The organism is Harryflintia acetispora (assembly GCA_004340125.1).
GTDB lineage: Bacteria > Bacillota > Clostridia > Oscillospirales > Ruminococcaceae > Harryflintia > Harryflintia acetispora.
On record SLUK01000004.1, the window covers coordinates 129,515 to 144,919 of the forward strand.

The window sequence follows — 15,405 nt, forward strand, 5'->3', positions numbered from 1 at the left end:
TCGGGAGCGACAACGGATGACAAAACAACGTAAGGCCCTCGCGGCCGCCTTCCCGCTCACCATCCCGGTGATGGCGGGGTACCTGTTCCTGGGGATCGCCTTCGGCATCCTCATGCAGCAAAAGGGCTACCACGCCGGCTGGTCGGCGCTGATGAGCCTGATCGTCTATGCCGGGAGCATGCAGTTCGTCGCCGTGGGGCTGCTCTCCTCCGGCTTTCACCTGGTGCAGACGGTGCTGATGACCCTGCTGGTCAATGCCAGGCACCTCTTTTACGGGATCGCCATGCTCGACAAATATGCCGGCATGGGGAAAAAGAAGCCCTATCTCGTCTTCTCTTTGACCGACGAGACCTTCTCCCTGCTCTGCTCGGCCAAGGTGCCCGAGGGGGTGGACAAGGGCTGGTTTTACCTCTTCACCTCGCTGCTCGACCAAATCTATTGGATCGCCGGCTCCTTCCTGGGCGGGGTGCTCGGGTCTTCCTTCTCCTTCGACACCAAGGGGATCGACTTTGCCATGACCGCCCTGTTCGTGGTCATCTTCACCGACCAGTGGCGCATGCCCGGCAGCCATCCCCCGGCGCTGGTGGGGCTTTTGGCGAGCGTTATTTGCCTTCTCCTCTTCGGGGCGCAGAACTTCCTGCTGCCCGCCATGGGGCTGATCCTGCTCTCCCTCATCCTGCTGCGCCGCCGGCTCCGGAAAGGGGGCGAGGCACAGTGCTGACCACCTCGCAGTCGCTCATCGTCTTTTTCGTGATCGCCCTTTGCACCCTCCTCACCCGGGCGCTGCCCTTCCTGCTCTTTCGCGGGAAGCAGACCCCGGCGCTGGTGAGCTACCTCGGGCAGGTGCTCCCCTTCGCCATCATGGGGATGCTGGTGGTCTACTGCCTCAAGGGGATCACGCCGCTGCGCTATCCCTTTGCCCTGCCCGAGCTGATCGCCGTGGCGGGGGTGGTGGCGCTCCATCTCTGGCGGCGCAACACCCTGCTGAGTATCGCGGGGGGCACCCTGCTCTACATGGCGCTGGTGCAGTTCGTCTTTGTCTAGAGAACAGGTAGCATATTCCCCTGCAAATGTGTTATAATGGACAAGGTTCTGCGGTCCGGCGGCCAAAGCCGCCGGGCTCTTGTATTTTACTTGAAATGGAATGATGACTCGTTGATTACGGTAACCAATGTGGGCCTTCAGTTTGGCGCCGCCAAGCTGTTTGACAAGGTCAACCTCAAATTCACCCCCGGCAACTGCTACGGGGTGATCGGCGCCAACGGCGCGGGGAAGTCCACCTTCCTCAAAATCCTCTCAGGCGAGCTGGAGGGCTACACCGGCGAGGTGGAATTCGCCAAGGGCTGCCGCATGTCGGTCCTTCGGCAGGACCACTTCCAGTATGACGAATACCCGGTGCTGGACACCATCATTTTAGGCAACCCGCGCCTGTATGAGATCATGAAGGAGAAGGACGCCCTCTACGAGAAGCCGGATTTCAGCGAAGCGGACGGCGAGCGCGCCGCCGAGCTCGAAGGCGAATTCGCCGAGCTAAACGGCTGGGAGGCCGAGACCGAGGCCGGACGGATTTTGCAGGGGCTGGGCCTCAGCCAGGACCTGCTCTCCTCCCCCATGCACGCCCTCTCCCAGCCCGAAAAGGTCAAGGTGCTTCTAGCCCAGGCCCTCTTCGGACAGCCGGACATCATCCTGCTCGACGAGCCGACCAACGGCCTGGACGTGCGCTCGGTGGACTGGCTGGAGGACTTCCTGCTCGACTTCGCCGGCACGGTGATCGTGGTCTCGCATGACCGGCACTTCCTCAACACCGTCTGCACCCATATCGTGGACATCGACTACAACCGGATCAAGCTCTATGTGGGCAACTACGACTTCTGGTACGAGTCCAGCCGGATGGTCCAGCAGATGCTGCGCGACCAGAACAAGAAGGCCGAGGACAAGATCAAGGAGTTGCAGAGCTTCATCGAGCGCTTCTCGGCCAACAAGTCCAAATCCAAGCAGGCCACCTCCCGCAAGAAGCTGCTCGAAAAGCTGACCATCGACGAGATGCCCGCCTCCTCGCGGCGCTACCCCTGGGTCTCCTTCAAGCCGGAACGCGAGGTCGGCAAGGAGGTCCTGGCGGTGGAGAACCTCTCAAAAACGGTGGACGGCGTCCCGGTGCTGCAAAACGTCTCCTTCCGCCTCGGGCGGGAGGACAAGGTCGCCATTCTGGGCGGCGAGCAGGCCACCACCACCCTGCTGCAGATCCTCAGCGGCGAGCTCGAGCCGGACTCCGGCAGCTATAAATGGGGGGTGAGCACCTCCCAGTCCTATTTCCCCAAGGACAATTCCGCCTTCTTCGACGGGTCTGAATTGAACCTCATCGACTGGATGCGCCAGTTCTCTTCTGACGACGCCGAAAGCTATGTGCGCGGCTTCCTCGGGCGGATGCTCTTTTCCGGCGAGGAGCCCCTAAAGCCGGTCTCGGTCCTCTCGGGCGGCGAGCGGGTGCGCTGCATGCTCTCGCGGATGATGCTCGCGGGAAGCAACGTGCTGCTGCTCGACCAGCCCACCAACCACCTCGACCTCGAGTCGATCACCGCACTCAACAACGGCCTGATCGACTTTAAGGGGATCATCCTCTTTTCCTCCCACGACCACCAGTTTATCCAGACGGTGGCCAACCGGATCATCGAACTGACGGACAACGGCCTGATCGACCGCAGCACCACCTACGACGAATACCTCGTCTGGAAGGATCAACAGAAATAATCCAAATTCAAAAGGAGGCGCGCCTTGGACAGAGCCAAGCTGCCCGGCTGGATCGCCGGGCACCGGAATCCGGTCTGCACCATCGTTCTCATTCTTTTTTCCCTTATCTTTCTCTTCACCGGCTACCGGCTGGCGACGGGGGACAACGCCTATTTCGCGGGCCAGACCCTCTCGCAGGACTACTACCGGGCAAAGGTGCTCACCGCTTCCGACGTACATCTCGAAAGCACCACCTACGGCGACACCGAGATCGTCACCCCCAAGATGGACCTGACTGTCAAGCTGCTCGACGGGTTTCTCACGGGCGAAACGGTGGAGATCCGCGGCCAGCACATCGAGCAGAATTCCTCGGCCAGCTTCTACCCCTACAGGGCAGGAGACGAAATCTTCGTCACCTTCGACTTCGACGAAAACGACGACCCGGTGTGGTTCGCCAGCGACCATGTGCGGGACAAGAGCCTCTTTTTGCTCATCGGGGCGTTTTTGCTGCTGCTCGTCCTCTTCGGGGGGCGCAAAGGGGTCAACACGGTAATCACCCTGATCTTTACCACCGCCTCCGTCTTTTTGGTGATGATCCCCGCCATCATCAAGGGGGTGAACATCTACCTGCTCACCTTTATCATCGCCTCATTCATCATCGTGATGACCCTGGGGATCGTGGCCGGCCCCTCCTCCAAGAGCCTAGCGGCCGCCGCCGGGTGTATCGGCGGGGTGGGGGTCGCGGGGATCCTCACCGTGGTCATGGAATACAGCATGAAGATTTCCGGGTTGGTGGACGAGGACTCGATGTTTGTACGGCTGATCAACCCCGACCACATGATCGACCTGCGCGGGGTGATCTTCGGGGCCATCGCCATCGGGGCGCTGGGCGCCGTGATGGACGTGGCGATGTCCATCGCCTCCTCGCTCGACGAGCTGCTTTCCTATCAGCCCAATCTCAGTGCCGGGGAGCTGATGCGCTCGGGGCTCAACATCGGACGGGACATCATCGGCACCATGGCCAACACCCTGATCCTGGCCTACGTGGGCAGCTCGCTCAACGTGATCCTGCTGCTGATGGCCTACAACCATTCCCTCTCGGCGGTGCTCAACCGGGAGATGGTGGCCGTCGAGGTGCTCCAGTCGGTGGCGGGGAGCATAGGGATCCTCTGCGCGGTGCCCTGTACCGCCGCCGTCACCTGCGCGCTGCACAAGCTGCGCCTGCGCAAAAGGGCCGCGGCAGGGGCGAAGGCCAAGTGAATAATCGCTCAGGTAAAATTCTTACGAATGCTTGAGGGCGGAGGCTGCCGACATCGGCAGCCCCCGCCCTCAGCTTTTATCCGGGCCGGGCGCGGCGCCTCCCCCATCTACGCACAGGCAGACGCCCGCTCCCTTTGGCGGGCCAGGCCGCGTTCCTTTTGCCACTGCCAAAAGAAGGCGAGCATGAAAGCGAGCGCGGCGGCCGAACCGGCGAGGATCAGGATGGTGTTGACCCGCCCGCGCAGGAAATAAAATTCCGATTCCACCAGGATGTTTTCATAAAGCGGCTTATGTTCCGAATACCCATGTTCCCGGTCCACGTCGCCGGCCACCCCGCGGTAGTCCTCATCCGGCCCGACCTTGGCGATCATATCTCCCCCGGGCAGGGAGAGCGGCATCTCCTCGGGCGTCTCGTATCCCTCCCGGATCGGCTTCGCGATCAGGAATCCAATCTCTTCCAGCTCGCAATAGTAGATCATCTCTTCATACACCGCGCCGCTCATCGTATCGCTGTAGGTGCAAATCCCGGTGTCCTGCGCTCCGGGAATCGCGAGAGTAAAGTAGTTTCCCGAATCCTCAAAATCCTCGATCTCCTTGAAATCCCCAATGCGCACCGGCGGCAGGAGAAAGCAAAATGAATCGGACAGGAAAAAGGCGGCGAGCAATGCCGCCGCCACAACGCCACACCCGGCGGACTTTAAAAGGTTGCCTATTATGGGGATCTCCATCTGTCGTATGCTCCAGTCTGTGTTGTCAAGTCGTTTATCCCATTGTGTTTCGCAGCGTGCCGATCCCCCCGATTTCCACGCTGACCTCGTCCCCCCGGCGCATGGGAGCGCTGCCCGCCGGGGTCCCGGTGAGGATCACGTCCCCCGGAAGCAGCGTCATGACCCGCGAAACATACCCCACCAGCTCGGGGATGCCGAAGAGCATGTCCCCCATATTTGCCTGCTGCCGGACCTTCCCGTTGAGGGAAACCGTCAGCTGCAATTCCTTATAATCGAGCCCGGTCACCACACAGGGCCCGAGCGGGAGAAAACCGTCGAACCCCTTGCACAGCGCCCATTGGCTCCCCGGAAGCTGCAAATCGCGCGCCGTGACGTCGTTGGCGCAGGTCAGCCCGAGGATGTAGTCCTGCGCGTACTTCATGTCGATGTTCTTGGCCGGGCGGCCGATGACCACCGCCAGCTCCCCCTCGAACTCCACTTGCTTGGACAGCGGCGGCCAGGGAATCCTTGAGCCGGGTGCCGTCACCGCCGAAGGAGGTTTTAAAAAGAGCTGCGGCTCTTTGGGCGCCCGAAGTCCCCGCTCCTGCGCATGCTCCCTGTAATTATAGGCCACCCCGACGACCTTGCCCGGCTGAACCGGCGGGAGCAGGTTCGCCCCCTCGAGCGGGAAGGAACGGCCGCTCATGCGCAGCCCCTCGAAAATGTCCCCCTGCACCTCGTAGATTGCCCCGCCCTTGATGACGCCATAGCGGATGCCGTCCCGTGTTTTTAAACGAACCAGCTTCAAATTTCCGCCCCCTTTTTACTTAATTTTACTAAAACCGATTATATCACAGTTTCTATTCCCAGAAAAGTACCATTCGCCCGCTTTCGTCAGGTTTCGTCAAATAATCTGAAAGAAATTAAACAGCGTTCGCTCCTGGAAGAAAATACAATTCATAGAATAAATATTCGTTCAAGGGAATAAATATAAAAATATTTTAGTCACAATGCCATAAATTAATACGTTTTCATTCGTTACTATGGAGGAATTAGCTAAAAACCCTTGCAAAAGTCCTCATCCATGCGTATAATGCAGATTATCAGGAGGCGGGCAGGTGTCCGCAATATAAACACAGCCGACCTTATCAAAACGAGGAGGTAGATTTATGATTACCATTGGCAAGGACAAACTGGTGACGATGAACATCCAGTACAAATACTGGCCGCTGAAGAAATTCCTGGATGACACGGTAGACTGCGGCGTACAGAACATCGAGCTGTGGGGCGCCGCCCCGCACTTCCATTCCGAGGACATGACCTACGCGGACATCCAGAAGGTGCGCCGCGAGATCGAGACGAGAAATCTGAGCCTCGTCTGCTACACCCCCGAACAGTGCGTCTACCCGATCAACATGGCGGCCGAAACCGAGCCCGAACGCCGGCGCAGCCTCAAGTTCTTCGAGGATTCGATCCGGGTGGCCGGCGAGCTGCACTGCCCGAAGATGCTGGTCACCACCGGCTGGGGCTACTTCGATGACAGCAACAAGGAGGAAGCCTGGGAGCACGCGCGGGAAGGGATCTACGACCTGTGCGAGCTGGGGCTCGAGCATGGGGTAAAGATCGCGCTGGAGGTGCTGCGCACCGATGAGAGCAACCTGGTCAACAACCTCCCCTCCCTGTGCAAAATGCTAAAGGAACTGAACCACAAGAACGTGGGCGGCATGATCGACAACGCCCCGATGGGCTTCGCCGGCGAGACGCCGAAGGATTACCTCGACGCGCTCGGCAAGGACCTCATCCACGTCCACTTCATCGACGGGACCCCGGGCGGGCACCTGGCCTGGGGGGACGGGAACCTCCCGGCCGAGCAGTACCTCGAGGAGCTGTCCGCGGGCGGGTACGAAAACTACCTCTCGCTGGAGATCACCTCCGGGCGGTACTACATGGACCCGACCGCCTCGGTCAAGCAGAGCGTCGATTACCTCTTCAAGCTCCTCAAATAAGTGAAACCGTCAGGAGGAACCGCTATGAAACTGAGAAAAGAACAGATTGCCGGCGGAAACTACCAATACACCCGCCACCCCTTCTCCCACTTCGTGGAGTCGATGAAGCGCATGGACGTCCATCACATCGAGCTCTACGCCGCCTCCCCCCACCTGTATGTCGACGACTACACCCCCGGCACGGTGGGCGGGCAGCAGAAGCTGCTGCGCGAGGCCGGGATCGCCGTCTGCTGCCTGACCGCCGAGCAGTGCCTCTACCCGGTCAGCGCCGCGATCGACGATCCCATCGTGCGGGAGCGCTCGCTGCGCTACTATGAAAAGGCGCTCGAGCTGGCCGCCGCCTTCGAGTCCCCCTATATGCAGATGATCTCGGGCTCCGGGCTGATCGGCAGCGACCCCGGGGAGGACTGGAAGCGTTCGGCCGACGGGATCGCCCGTCTTATGAAGACCGCCGAGCGGGTGGGGGTCACCATCGTGCTCGAGGCGGACCGCACCTGCACGGTGAAGGACACCCCCGACCAGCTCAAGATGATCAAGGAAATCGGCAGCGACCACCTCAGCGGGATGATCGACACCAACGCGATTTACCACGCCGGCGAGGACTTCGAGGAGAGTGTTAAGCTGCTCGGGCCCCATCTGCGCCATCTGCACTTCATCGACCTTAAGCCGGACGGCGGCTGCCTGGTCCCGGGGAGCGGGATCCTGCCGATGAAGGAATATCTCGACGTCCTCGGCAAGTACGGCTATGAGGGGTATCTGACCCCCGAGCTCTGGGGCTTCCGCTACCAGGAATGCGCGGACGAGGCCATGCAGCAGAGCCTCGACTTCTGCCGCGGCTGCCTCGACGATTAAGCCAAGGAGGAATACACATTGAAGCTCAAAAAAGACCAGATCGTGGGTGCAAACTACCACTACACCCGCTACAGCCTGCCCTATTTCGTGAAATCCATGGAGCGCCTGGGCGTGCGTCAGATTGAATTCTACGCGGCGGACCCCCACCTCTATGTGGAGAACTGCACCCCCGAGCGGGCGAAGGACATCCGCCGCCGGCTCGACGACAGCGGGATCAAGGTGGCCTGCTTCACTCCGGAGCAGTGCTCCTACCCGATCAACATCGCGCTGGACGACGACTATGCGCGCAGCTACTCGGTGCACTACTACGACTACACCCTGGAATACGCGGCCATCCTCGGCTCCCCGCTGGTGCAGATCGTGGGCGGGCGCGGCTACTTCGACGGGGACCTCGACGGCGCGTGGGAGCGCTCGAAGGAATCCCTGCGCCTCATCACCGAGCGGGCCAAAAGCTACGGGATCACCATCGTGCTCGAAGCCTCGTCCTACATGACCTCGACAGTGGTCAACAACTGCACCCACATCCGCCAGATGATCGACGAGATTGGGCTGCCCAACCTGCGCGGGATGATCGACACCAACGCCCTTTATAAGGCCGAGGAGGACTTTGAAGCCTGCGTGAAGCTCCTGGGCGAGGATTTGGTACATATGCACTTTATCGACGCCACCGAGAACGCCTATTCCCTGATCCCCGGCACCGGGGTCCTGCCGATGGCCGAATGGATGCAGATCCTGGCAGACCATGGCTACAAGGGCGTGCTCACCCCCGAGCTCTGGGGCACCCGGTATGCGATGGACCCCGAGGACGCGATGAAGAAGAGCCTCGAGTTCTGCTACCAGTACGCCGAGTAAAACATTGGTCTCAGCTGTGCTTTTTTGTTTCGTGCCCACGCGGCCGGAAAATGCACAGTGCGATAAAACGTGAAAGTACATTCAAGTTTGAGAAAGGAAGAGGAGAATGAAAAAACAGAAAATGCTCGCGCTGTTGTTTGCTGCGATCATGACCATGTCCGTGTTTGCCGGCTGTGGCGGCGGCGGACAGGCACAGGCCGGCTCCGAGGGCGGCGCCGAGGCCTCCCAGACTTCACAGGGAGGAGACAAGGCGGCCAGCGGCGACAAGGTGACCCTCAAGTTCCTGCACAAGTATGTGGCGGAGCCCTTCCCGCAGCTCTTCGAGGACCTGTGCAAGGAGTACACCGACGCGAATCCCAACGTGACCATCAAGATCGAAACCACCACCGACGACGAGATCAAGGACAAGCTGCGCGTCCTGATGGGCTCGGGCGACATGCCCGACATCTACCAGGTCTGGTCCGGCGAGTACACCAAGAAGTTCATCCGCGCCGGCGCCACCCTGGACCTGACCGACTACCTGGCCAAGGACACCGAGTGGAAGGATTCCTACATCCCCGCGGCGCTGGGCTCCTTCACCTATGATAACAAGACCTGGGGCATCCCGACCCGCTTCGACGCCATGCTCTACGTCTACAACAAAGAGCTCTTCACCCAGGCCGGGATCGAGAAGACCCCCGAAACCTGGGACGAGTTTATAGCCATCTGTGAGAAGCTGCAGGGCGCCGGGATCACCCCGTTCTCCTTCGGCAACGGCATCGTCTGGGATGCGCCCCACTGGTACGGCGCTCTCTGGGGCAAGTGCGTGCCCGAAGAGATCATGCAGGGCCAGGACTATGAGGTGACCACCGTCAAGATCGACCATCCCGGTTACATCAAGGGCCTGGAGTACTTCAAGCAGCTGCAGCCCTACTTCACCCCCAACGTCGGCTCCACCGACCACGAGATGCTCGTGCAGAACTTCTACGCCGGCAAGGGCGCGATGGCCTACCTCGAAATGCTCGAATTCCAGACCGTCTATGACAATATGGGCGACAACTTCGGCTGGTTCCCCATGCCCGACATCCCCGGCGAAGAGGGTGACCAGGACCGCATCCACGGCGGACCGGAAGGGCTGTGCGTCTCCGGCTACACCGCGAACCCCGACGTGACCGTCGACGTGCTCAAGCACCTGACCAGCCCCGACGCTGAGAAGCGCAAGGCTGACGCCGGCCACACCTCCAGCTTGATCGGCGCCATGACCAGCGACAACTTCTGCGCCCAGGCGCTCGAGGCCATGGACTGGGTCCTCAACGAGACCTCCGGCATGATCGAGTGGTGCGACTGCGGCTTCGAGTCCAGAATCACCGAGGTCCTGCTCAAGAACGGCCAGGACTACATCGACGAGCGCCTCACCGCCGAGGAGTACATCGGCAAGATGCAGGAAGCCGCCAACGCCGTGCGTGCCGAATATGCCGGCGAAGCTGCCGCCGAGTAAACAGCCTCGGGATTTCAGCTCGAAACATTGGTCTCACACCAAACGCTTCGCATTCATTCAATCAGGGCCGGGCGGACCGCCCGGCCCTGATTGATAACCGTACGGCCTTGGCCGCTGGTCGGCCGTAGAGACGAAATCTATGGTAAAGGAGGAGATATTTCTTGCGTGCTAAGAAATACACCCCGTTTCTCTACATCATTCCAGCTCTCGCAATCCTTCTTGTCTTCGTCTATGTCCCCATCATCCTCAACTTTTTCTGGAGCCTTTTCCAGTGGAACGCGTTTACCCCGGGCATGAACTGGGTCGGGCTTGACTACTACGCCAGGCTCTTCCAGGATGAAAACTTTTGGATTTGCCTGAAAAACAATTCCCTCTATGCGTTTATCTCCCTCTTCGGGCAGGTGGGCTTCGGCCTGGTCATCGCGGCCATCCTGGAAAGCCAGTTCATGCGCCGCTACTCCGGGTTCTTCCGGACGGTCTACTTCATCCCGTCCATCATGTCCATGACGGTGGTCGGACTGCTGTTCTACCTGTTTTACAACCCGAACGTCGGCCCGTTCAACACCATCGTGCATGCCCTGACCGGCATGGACACCACCGCCCTCGACATCCTGGGCACCCCCGAGACCGCCATCTTCGGCGTCATCGCGGTCTCCCAGTGGATGTGGTTCGGCTACATGGCCATGCTGCTGATCATCGGGATCCAGAAGATTCCCGACGAGCTCAACGAGGCGGCCGTCATCGACGGCGCCAACCAGGTGCAGATCTTCTGGCACGTCACCATCCCGAACATCAAGGAGATGATCCTGGTCGACACCATCGTCTGCGTGGTCGGCTCCTTCAAGCTCTTCGACGAGGTCTACATCATGACCAGGGGCGGCCCGGGCTACTCCTCCGAGGTGCTCGCCGGCTACATCTACAAGGCGGCCTTCCGGCAGGATGAAATGGGCTACGCCTGCACCATCGCGGTCATCCTGTTCATCATCACCTTCATCCTCTCCCTGCTGCAGATGAAGGTATCCGGCTCCGGCAAGGAATAAGGAGGGGCGAAAAATGGAAAAAAATATAAAATCTAAAATTGTCCACATCCTGCTTTGGATCATGCTGATCGTGCTGGTCCTCTCCATCTTCCTGCCCTTCTACTGGATGATCATCAGCGGCTTCAAGGCGAACAAGGACCTCTACAGCAACTCCTTCGGCCTGCCCACCGTCTGGAAGGTGGAGAACTACGCCACCGCCTGGCGGGTCGGCGTGGGGCGCTTCATCGGCAACAGCGTCTTTGTCACGCTGGTCTCCACCATCCTGACCCTCGCGCTGAGCGCGGCCTGCGCCTTCGGGCTGAGCCGCTTCAAGTTTCGCGGCCGCGAGGTCCTCTTCATGGTCATCCTGGCCGGCCTGCTGCTGGCCCCCCAGGTCGCGCTGGTACCGCTCTACCGGATCCTCAGCACGATGGGAATCTACAACACCTATCTCGCCATGATCGTGCCCTATGTGGCGTTCCGTATCCCCTTCACCGTCTTTTTGATCCGGGCGTATCTCCTCGACTTTCCCAAGGACATCGAGGAGGCGGCCATCATCGACGGCTGCTCGACCTTCCGCATCTTCCTGAGCATCACCCTCCCGGTTTCCAAGCCCGTGCTGGCCTCGGCCTCGCTGCTGGCGGTCATGAGCTTCTGGAATGAATTCATGATGGCGATGGTCTTCACGTCCGACAACTCGATCCGCACCATCCCGCTCGGGCTCGCCACCCTCAAGGGCACCCTGTCGACCGACTGGGGCGCGCTGATCGCGGGACTGGTGATCGCGGCGATCCCGGTGATCATCCTCTTCGTCGCCTTCCAGAAGCAGTTCGTGCGCGGCATGACCGCGGGCGGCGTCAAGGGTTAATTACCGTTTGGCCCCGCCAACCGGTCAGAAATTTTATTATCGAGGTGGATTATGAAACTTTCTTTTCTTTCAATGGCCTACTCGCGCTACTCGCTTTCCAAGGCCTTCTCGGAGGCCGAGCGCCTCGGAATGGATGGGATCGAGGTCTGGGGCGGACGGCCGCACGCCTACGTCTATGACTGCGACGACAAGATGATTAATGAGATCAACCGGATGTCCAGGGACACCGGCGTGCCGGTCTGCGCCTACACCCCCGAAAACTGCGTCTATCCGTACAACCTGTGCTCCCAGTCCGAGAAGGAGCGCCGGGAGACGGTGGAATACTACAAGCTCGCGCTGGACGTCGCCGCCCAGATCGGGGCGAAGCTGATCCAGATCACCCCCGGCGACCCCGGCTACGAGGGGAACGAGCGGGACGACTGGCGGCACCTCGTCGAGGGCATGCAGGAGGTCTGCGCCCACGCCGAGAAGGTCGGGGTGGACGTGGTGATGGAATCCCTCTCCCCCTACGAGAGCCTGATCATCACCACCGCCGACGACCTGCAGCGCCTGATCAACGACGTGCCCTCCCCCAGGATGTACGGTATGCTCGACTGCGTAAACCCCTTGGTCATGCAGGAGTCCTACTCCAACTACTTCGAGAAGCTGGGCGATAAGATGGGCCACATCCACCTCACCGACGGCAACGGGATCAGCCACGCGCATATGGTGGTCGGCACCGGCGAGGTCGTCTTCGAGGAGCTGCTGCTGATGATCGAGCGTTACAAGTACGACCGCTATTGCAGCATTGAGCTCGGCGGCGACAGCGCCCACGGCGACCCCGAGTTCTACATGTCCCTGTCGGTGCGCCGCATCCGCGAGATGATGAAGCGCCTGGGGATCCAATAGGACAACCTACTTACTCACTCCTTTCCAAAGAAAGGAATATCTCCAACCGGCAGGGGCCGCCCGAAGGGGCGGTCCCTGCCGGTTTTCCTAAAATCCCCCATAACCTGACAATACCAGTGGCACATTTGAAAAAATGATGGTATACTGTTTTTAAAGGCCATCAACCGATCCAGAATGGCGCCGGACAGGAGGAAACACAATGAGCGTCAGTATTCTCGATGTGGCGAAGCGATGCGGGCTTTCCACCGTCACCGTTTCGCGGGTGATCAACAATACCGGAAACGTCAGGGAGGAGAGCCGCCAGAAGGTTCTGGCCGCCATCCGGGAGCTCGGGTACACGCCCAACGCCGCCGCGCGCAGCCTGGTGCGCGGAAAGACCGGGCTGATCGGCGTGGTGCTGCCCGACCTCAAGGGCCTCTACACCAGCCGGGTGGTGGTGGCCGCCAAGGCAAAGCTGCTGGAAAAGGGGTACTTTCTCTCCCTCTTCCTCTTTGACGACATCACAAGAGAGGACAACGCCCGCTACATCCTGGACGAGCAGCGCGTGGACGGATTTTTCGTCATCGCCCCCGGGCTGGAATCGCCGGTGCTCGAGAAGCTAAAGCGCTATAACCTGCCGGTGATCCTGTTGGATAACCAGTACGCGCTGGCGGACTACCCTTACGTCGAGGTGGACGACTACCTCGGCGGGGTCATGGCCGCCGAGCACCTGATCGGGCTGGGGCACCGCCAAATCGGCTACATCGACGGGCCGAACATGCTCTGCTGCCACGAGCGGCGCGCCGGCGCGATCGACACCCTGAGAAAGCACGGGCTGAGGCTGCTGTGCGAGGGGGGCGGGGACATCTACGACTTCTCGGTCGGCTACCGGGTGGCAAACCGCTGGATCGAACGGGGGACCATTCCCAGCGCGGTCATCGGCGTCTGCGACAGCGTCGCGGCCGGGGCAATCGGCGCCTTTAAGGAGCACGGCTACCGGGTGCCGCAGGACATTTCGGTGGTGGGATTCGACAACATCCCGCTTTACAACAACTATTCCCCCCGCCTGACCTCGGTCGAGCAGCCGGTTCCAACAATCGCTGAAAAGAGCGTGGAGATGCTGCTGCAGCTCCTCGCCGGAAGGGAGCTCACCTCCCGCTTTCTCAAGCTGCCTCCCCGCCTGGTGGTCGGGGAATCCACTCGGCCCGTGAATTCGTAAGTCCAGACTAACAACATGTGAAGTGCCCGGAACCGAGCGGTTCCGGGCACTTTTTAAGCTCAGCGTCAAACCACCAGTTCGCGGTCGCGCTGGAACTGTATATAGGTCGGCACCGCGAAGAGCAACACCCCGAGCGCGCTCATCACGCACATCACCAGCGACATCATGTCCACCCCGAAGCGGTCCACCAGAATCCCGCCGATGAAGGTGCCGATGATCCCCGACAGCCCGTTGGTCACCGCCACCTCCACCGTGACCGCAGTGGTGCGGATGGAACGCGGGACGATCCGGTTGATCATCTCGAGTGAGACGGCGATGAAGAAGGCGTAGGTGAACGCCTCGAGCAGCTCGGAGAGCATCACCATCGACATCGACTGCGCCGTGAGCATCAATAGCCCGCGCGCGAAGAGGCAAAGGGTGGCTGTGATGTAGATAAAGCTCAGGCGAAAGCGCTGCACGCACCGGTTCATGATAAACAAAATCGGGATCTCCCCCACCGCAGCCAGGGCGATGGCGTAGCCGAGCTCCTTGTCCGCGCCCCCGAGCTCGATGATCTTGTAGGGGATGTAGGTGCACCAGGCCTTGAGCGCCATGTAAAAGCAGAAGGTGCTCAGCAGGAAAACCATATACTTCTGGTTGCGCAGCAGCATCTTGATGATCCCGCCGAAGGAGAGGCTTTCCCCCTGCTCCGGCTGGAGCTGCGCCCCCTCCACCTTCTTTTTGCGGGCGTTGCCGCAGGGGACGCCAGGGATGAACAGCACAATGACGATGACCACCGCGAAGAGGATGACATGCAGCAAGAAGAGCAGGTCGTAGCCGAATTTGGCGATCAGCACGCCAGCCAGCGCGGAGGTGACCGAATAGCCCACCGAGCCGCCCGAGCGGTTCTTGCCGTAGTCGATGTAGCTTAGGGATTCGCGCAGCGTGACCGACCAGGTGTCGGCCAGATAGGTCAACGGATACGCAAACAGGGTGAGCAGCATGACCGAAATGCTGGCGCCCAGCATATTATGCACTGTGAGGGGCAGCAGGTAGGTGGTCAGGATCGCCCCGGCCGAGCAGAGGATGATATATTTTTTGATGCTCATGAAGGTATCGGTGATGTACCCCGCCACCGGCTGGAACAAAAATTCCACCAGGCTGATGATGGTGTTGATCACCCCGCACTCAAAGCTGGAATAGCCGTGCGCGGTGAGGTACATCACGATAAAGCCGAAATACAGGCTGCTGCAGGCGAAATAGACCACGTTGAACGCATAGAAAAGAAGGTTTTCCTTTTTGAAATAGGACATTGTCAACCCTGCCAATCTCCGGTAAACTAGGTCGATTGTACCATATTTTTGTCGGTTTCACAATCATTTTTGCGCAGTTTCATCCCTCCTTTTTTCTGCACCTTCACCAAACCCTTTGCTATGGAATATGCTGAATAGGATACCTCTATGCGAGGGATTCCACTATACATTTACGGAGGTACTTGTTATGAATATCTATCATGGCTTTGAGCCGTCGACCTGTTGTCGGCCGCCGGCCTGTCCGCCGCCGTGCCCGCCG

At 60.0% G+C, this 15,405-nt stretch carries 15 protein-coding genes; 12 read left to right on the forward strand and 3 right to left on the reverse strand.

Annotation, left to right across the window (positions count from 1 at the left end):
* Window positions 1-16 precede the first annotated feature (16 nt).
* From EDD78_RS06280 to EDD78_RS06295, 4 genes are all read left to right on the forward strand, one after another.
* Window positions 17-721, forward strand: a complete 705-nt coding sequence (locus tag EDD78_RS06280) for an AzlC family ABC transporter permease (RefSeq protein WP_132084355.1) — start codon at window positions 17-19, stop codon at window positions 719-721.
* Window positions 718-1,044 carry a branched-chain amino acid transporter permease gene (locus EDD78_RS06285; protein ID WP_079698461.1) on the forward strand — a complete coding sequence of 109 codons (327 nt, stop codon included), beginning with the start codon at window positions 718-720 and terminating at the stop codon, window positions 1,042-1,044. Before EDD78_RS06280 ends, EDD78_RS06285 begins: the two co-directional genes overlap by 4 nt.
* Before the next feature lie 111 nt (window positions 1,045-1,155).
* Window positions 1,156-2,748 (forward strand): ABC-F family ATP-binding cassette domain-containing protein, encoded by a 1,593-nt coding sequence (locus EDD78_RS06290; protein ID WP_132084356.1) that lies wholly within the window; start codon window positions 1,156-1,158, stop codon window positions 2,746-2,748.
* A 24-nt stretch (window positions 2,749-2,772) separates the two neighbouring features.
* The gene (locus tag EDD78_RS06295; protein ID WP_132084357.1) at window positions 2,773-3,987 is read left to right on the forward strand and encodes a YibE/F family protein; all 1,215 of its coding nucleotides are present in this window, start codon (window positions 2,773-2,775) and stop codon (window positions 3,985-3,987) included.
* A 107-nt stretch (window positions 3,988-4,094) separates the two neighbouring features.
* Here the strand turns inward: EDD78_RS06295 and EDD78_RS06300 are convergent, their stop codons facing one another.
* Both EDD78_RS06300 and EDD78_RS06305 read right to left on the reverse strand, forming a co-directional pair.
* Window positions 4,095-4,715 carry a hypothetical protein gene (locus EDD78_RS06300; protein WP_079698282.1) on the reverse strand — a complete coding sequence of 207 codons (621 nt, stop codon included), beginning with the start codon at window positions 4,713-4,715 and terminating at the stop codon, window positions 4,095-4,097.
* Between the two features lie 34 nt (window positions 4,716-4,749).
* Complete coding sequence (locus EDD78_RS06305; protein WP_079698281.1) at window positions 4,750-5,502, reverse strand: fumarylacetoacetate hydrolase family protein; 753 nt, start codon at window positions 5,500-5,502, stop codon at window positions 4,750-4,752.
* Between the two features lie 361 nt (window positions 5,503-5,863).
* Here EDD78_RS06305 and EDD78_RS06310 point away from each other — a divergent pair, with 361 nt between their 5' ends.
* The 8 genes from EDD78_RS06310 (at window position 5,864) to EDD78_RS06345 (ending at window position 13,854) form a co-directional block, all read left to right on the forward strand.
* The gene (locus tag EDD78_RS06310) at window positions 5,864-6,700 is read left to right on the forward strand and encodes a sugar phosphate isomerase/epimerase family protein (protein ID WP_132084358.1); all 837 of its coding nucleotides are present in this window, start codon (window positions 5,864-5,866) and stop codon (window positions 6,698-6,700) included.
* A gap of 24 nt (window positions 6,701-6,724) precedes the next feature.
* Window positions 6,725-7,552: a sugar phosphate isomerase/epimerase family protein gene (locus EDD78_RS06315; protein ID WP_132084359.1), complete on the forward strand. Its 828-nt coding sequence runs from the start codon at window positions 6,725-6,727 to the stop codon at window positions 7,550-7,552.
* A gap of 18 nt (window positions 7,553-7,570) precedes the next feature.
* On the forward strand, window positions 7,571-8,404 hold the full coding sequence (locus EDD78_RS06320; RefSeq protein WP_132084360.1) for a sugar phosphate isomerase/epimerase family protein: 834 nt from the start codon (window positions 7,571-7,573) through the stop codon (window positions 8,402-8,404).
* Window positions 8,405-8,510: 106 nt separating this feature from the next.
* Complete coding sequence (locus EDD78_RS06325) at window positions 8,511-9,881, forward strand: ABC transporter substrate-binding protein (RefSeq protein ID WP_132084361.1); 1,371 nt, start codon at window positions 8,511-8,513, stop codon at window positions 9,879-9,881.
* A 161-nt stretch (window positions 9,882-10,042) separates the two neighbouring features.
* A complete protein-coding gene (locus EDD78_RS06330; RefSeq protein ID WP_079698276.1) occupies window positions 10,043-10,921 on the forward strand; it encodes a carbohydrate ABC transporter permease in 879 nt (292 codons plus the stop codon).
* A gap of 13 nt (window positions 10,922-10,934) precedes the next feature.
* Window positions 10,935-11,768 carry a carbohydrate ABC transporter permease gene (locus EDD78_RS06335; protein ID WP_132084362.1) on the forward strand — a complete coding sequence of 278 codons (834 nt, stop codon included), beginning with the start codon at window positions 10,935-10,937 and terminating at the stop codon, window positions 11,766-11,768.
* A gap of 51 nt (window positions 11,769-11,819) precedes the next feature.
* Entirely contained in the window at window positions 11,820-12,656 is an 837-nt protein-coding gene (locus tag EDD78_RS06340; RefSeq protein ID WP_079698274.1) for a TIM barrel protein, read from the forward strand.
* A 199-nt stretch (window positions 12,657-12,855) separates the two neighbouring features.
* Window positions 12,856-13,854 carry a LacI family DNA-binding transcriptional regulator gene (locus EDD78_RS06345; RefSeq protein WP_132084363.1) on the forward strand — a complete coding sequence of 333 codons (999 nt, stop codon included), beginning with the start codon at window positions 12,856-12,858 and terminating at the stop codon, window positions 13,852-13,854.
* Between the two features lie 65 nt (window positions 13,855-13,919).
* Here the strand turns inward: EDD78_RS06345 and EDD78_RS06350 are convergent, their stop codons facing one another.
* Window positions 13,920-15,146, reverse strand: coding sequence for an MFS transporter (locus EDD78_RS06350; protein WP_079698272.1), 1,227 nt, complete (start codon window positions 15,144-15,146; stop codon window positions 13,920-13,922).
* Window positions 15,147-15,405: the final 259 nt, after the last annotated feature.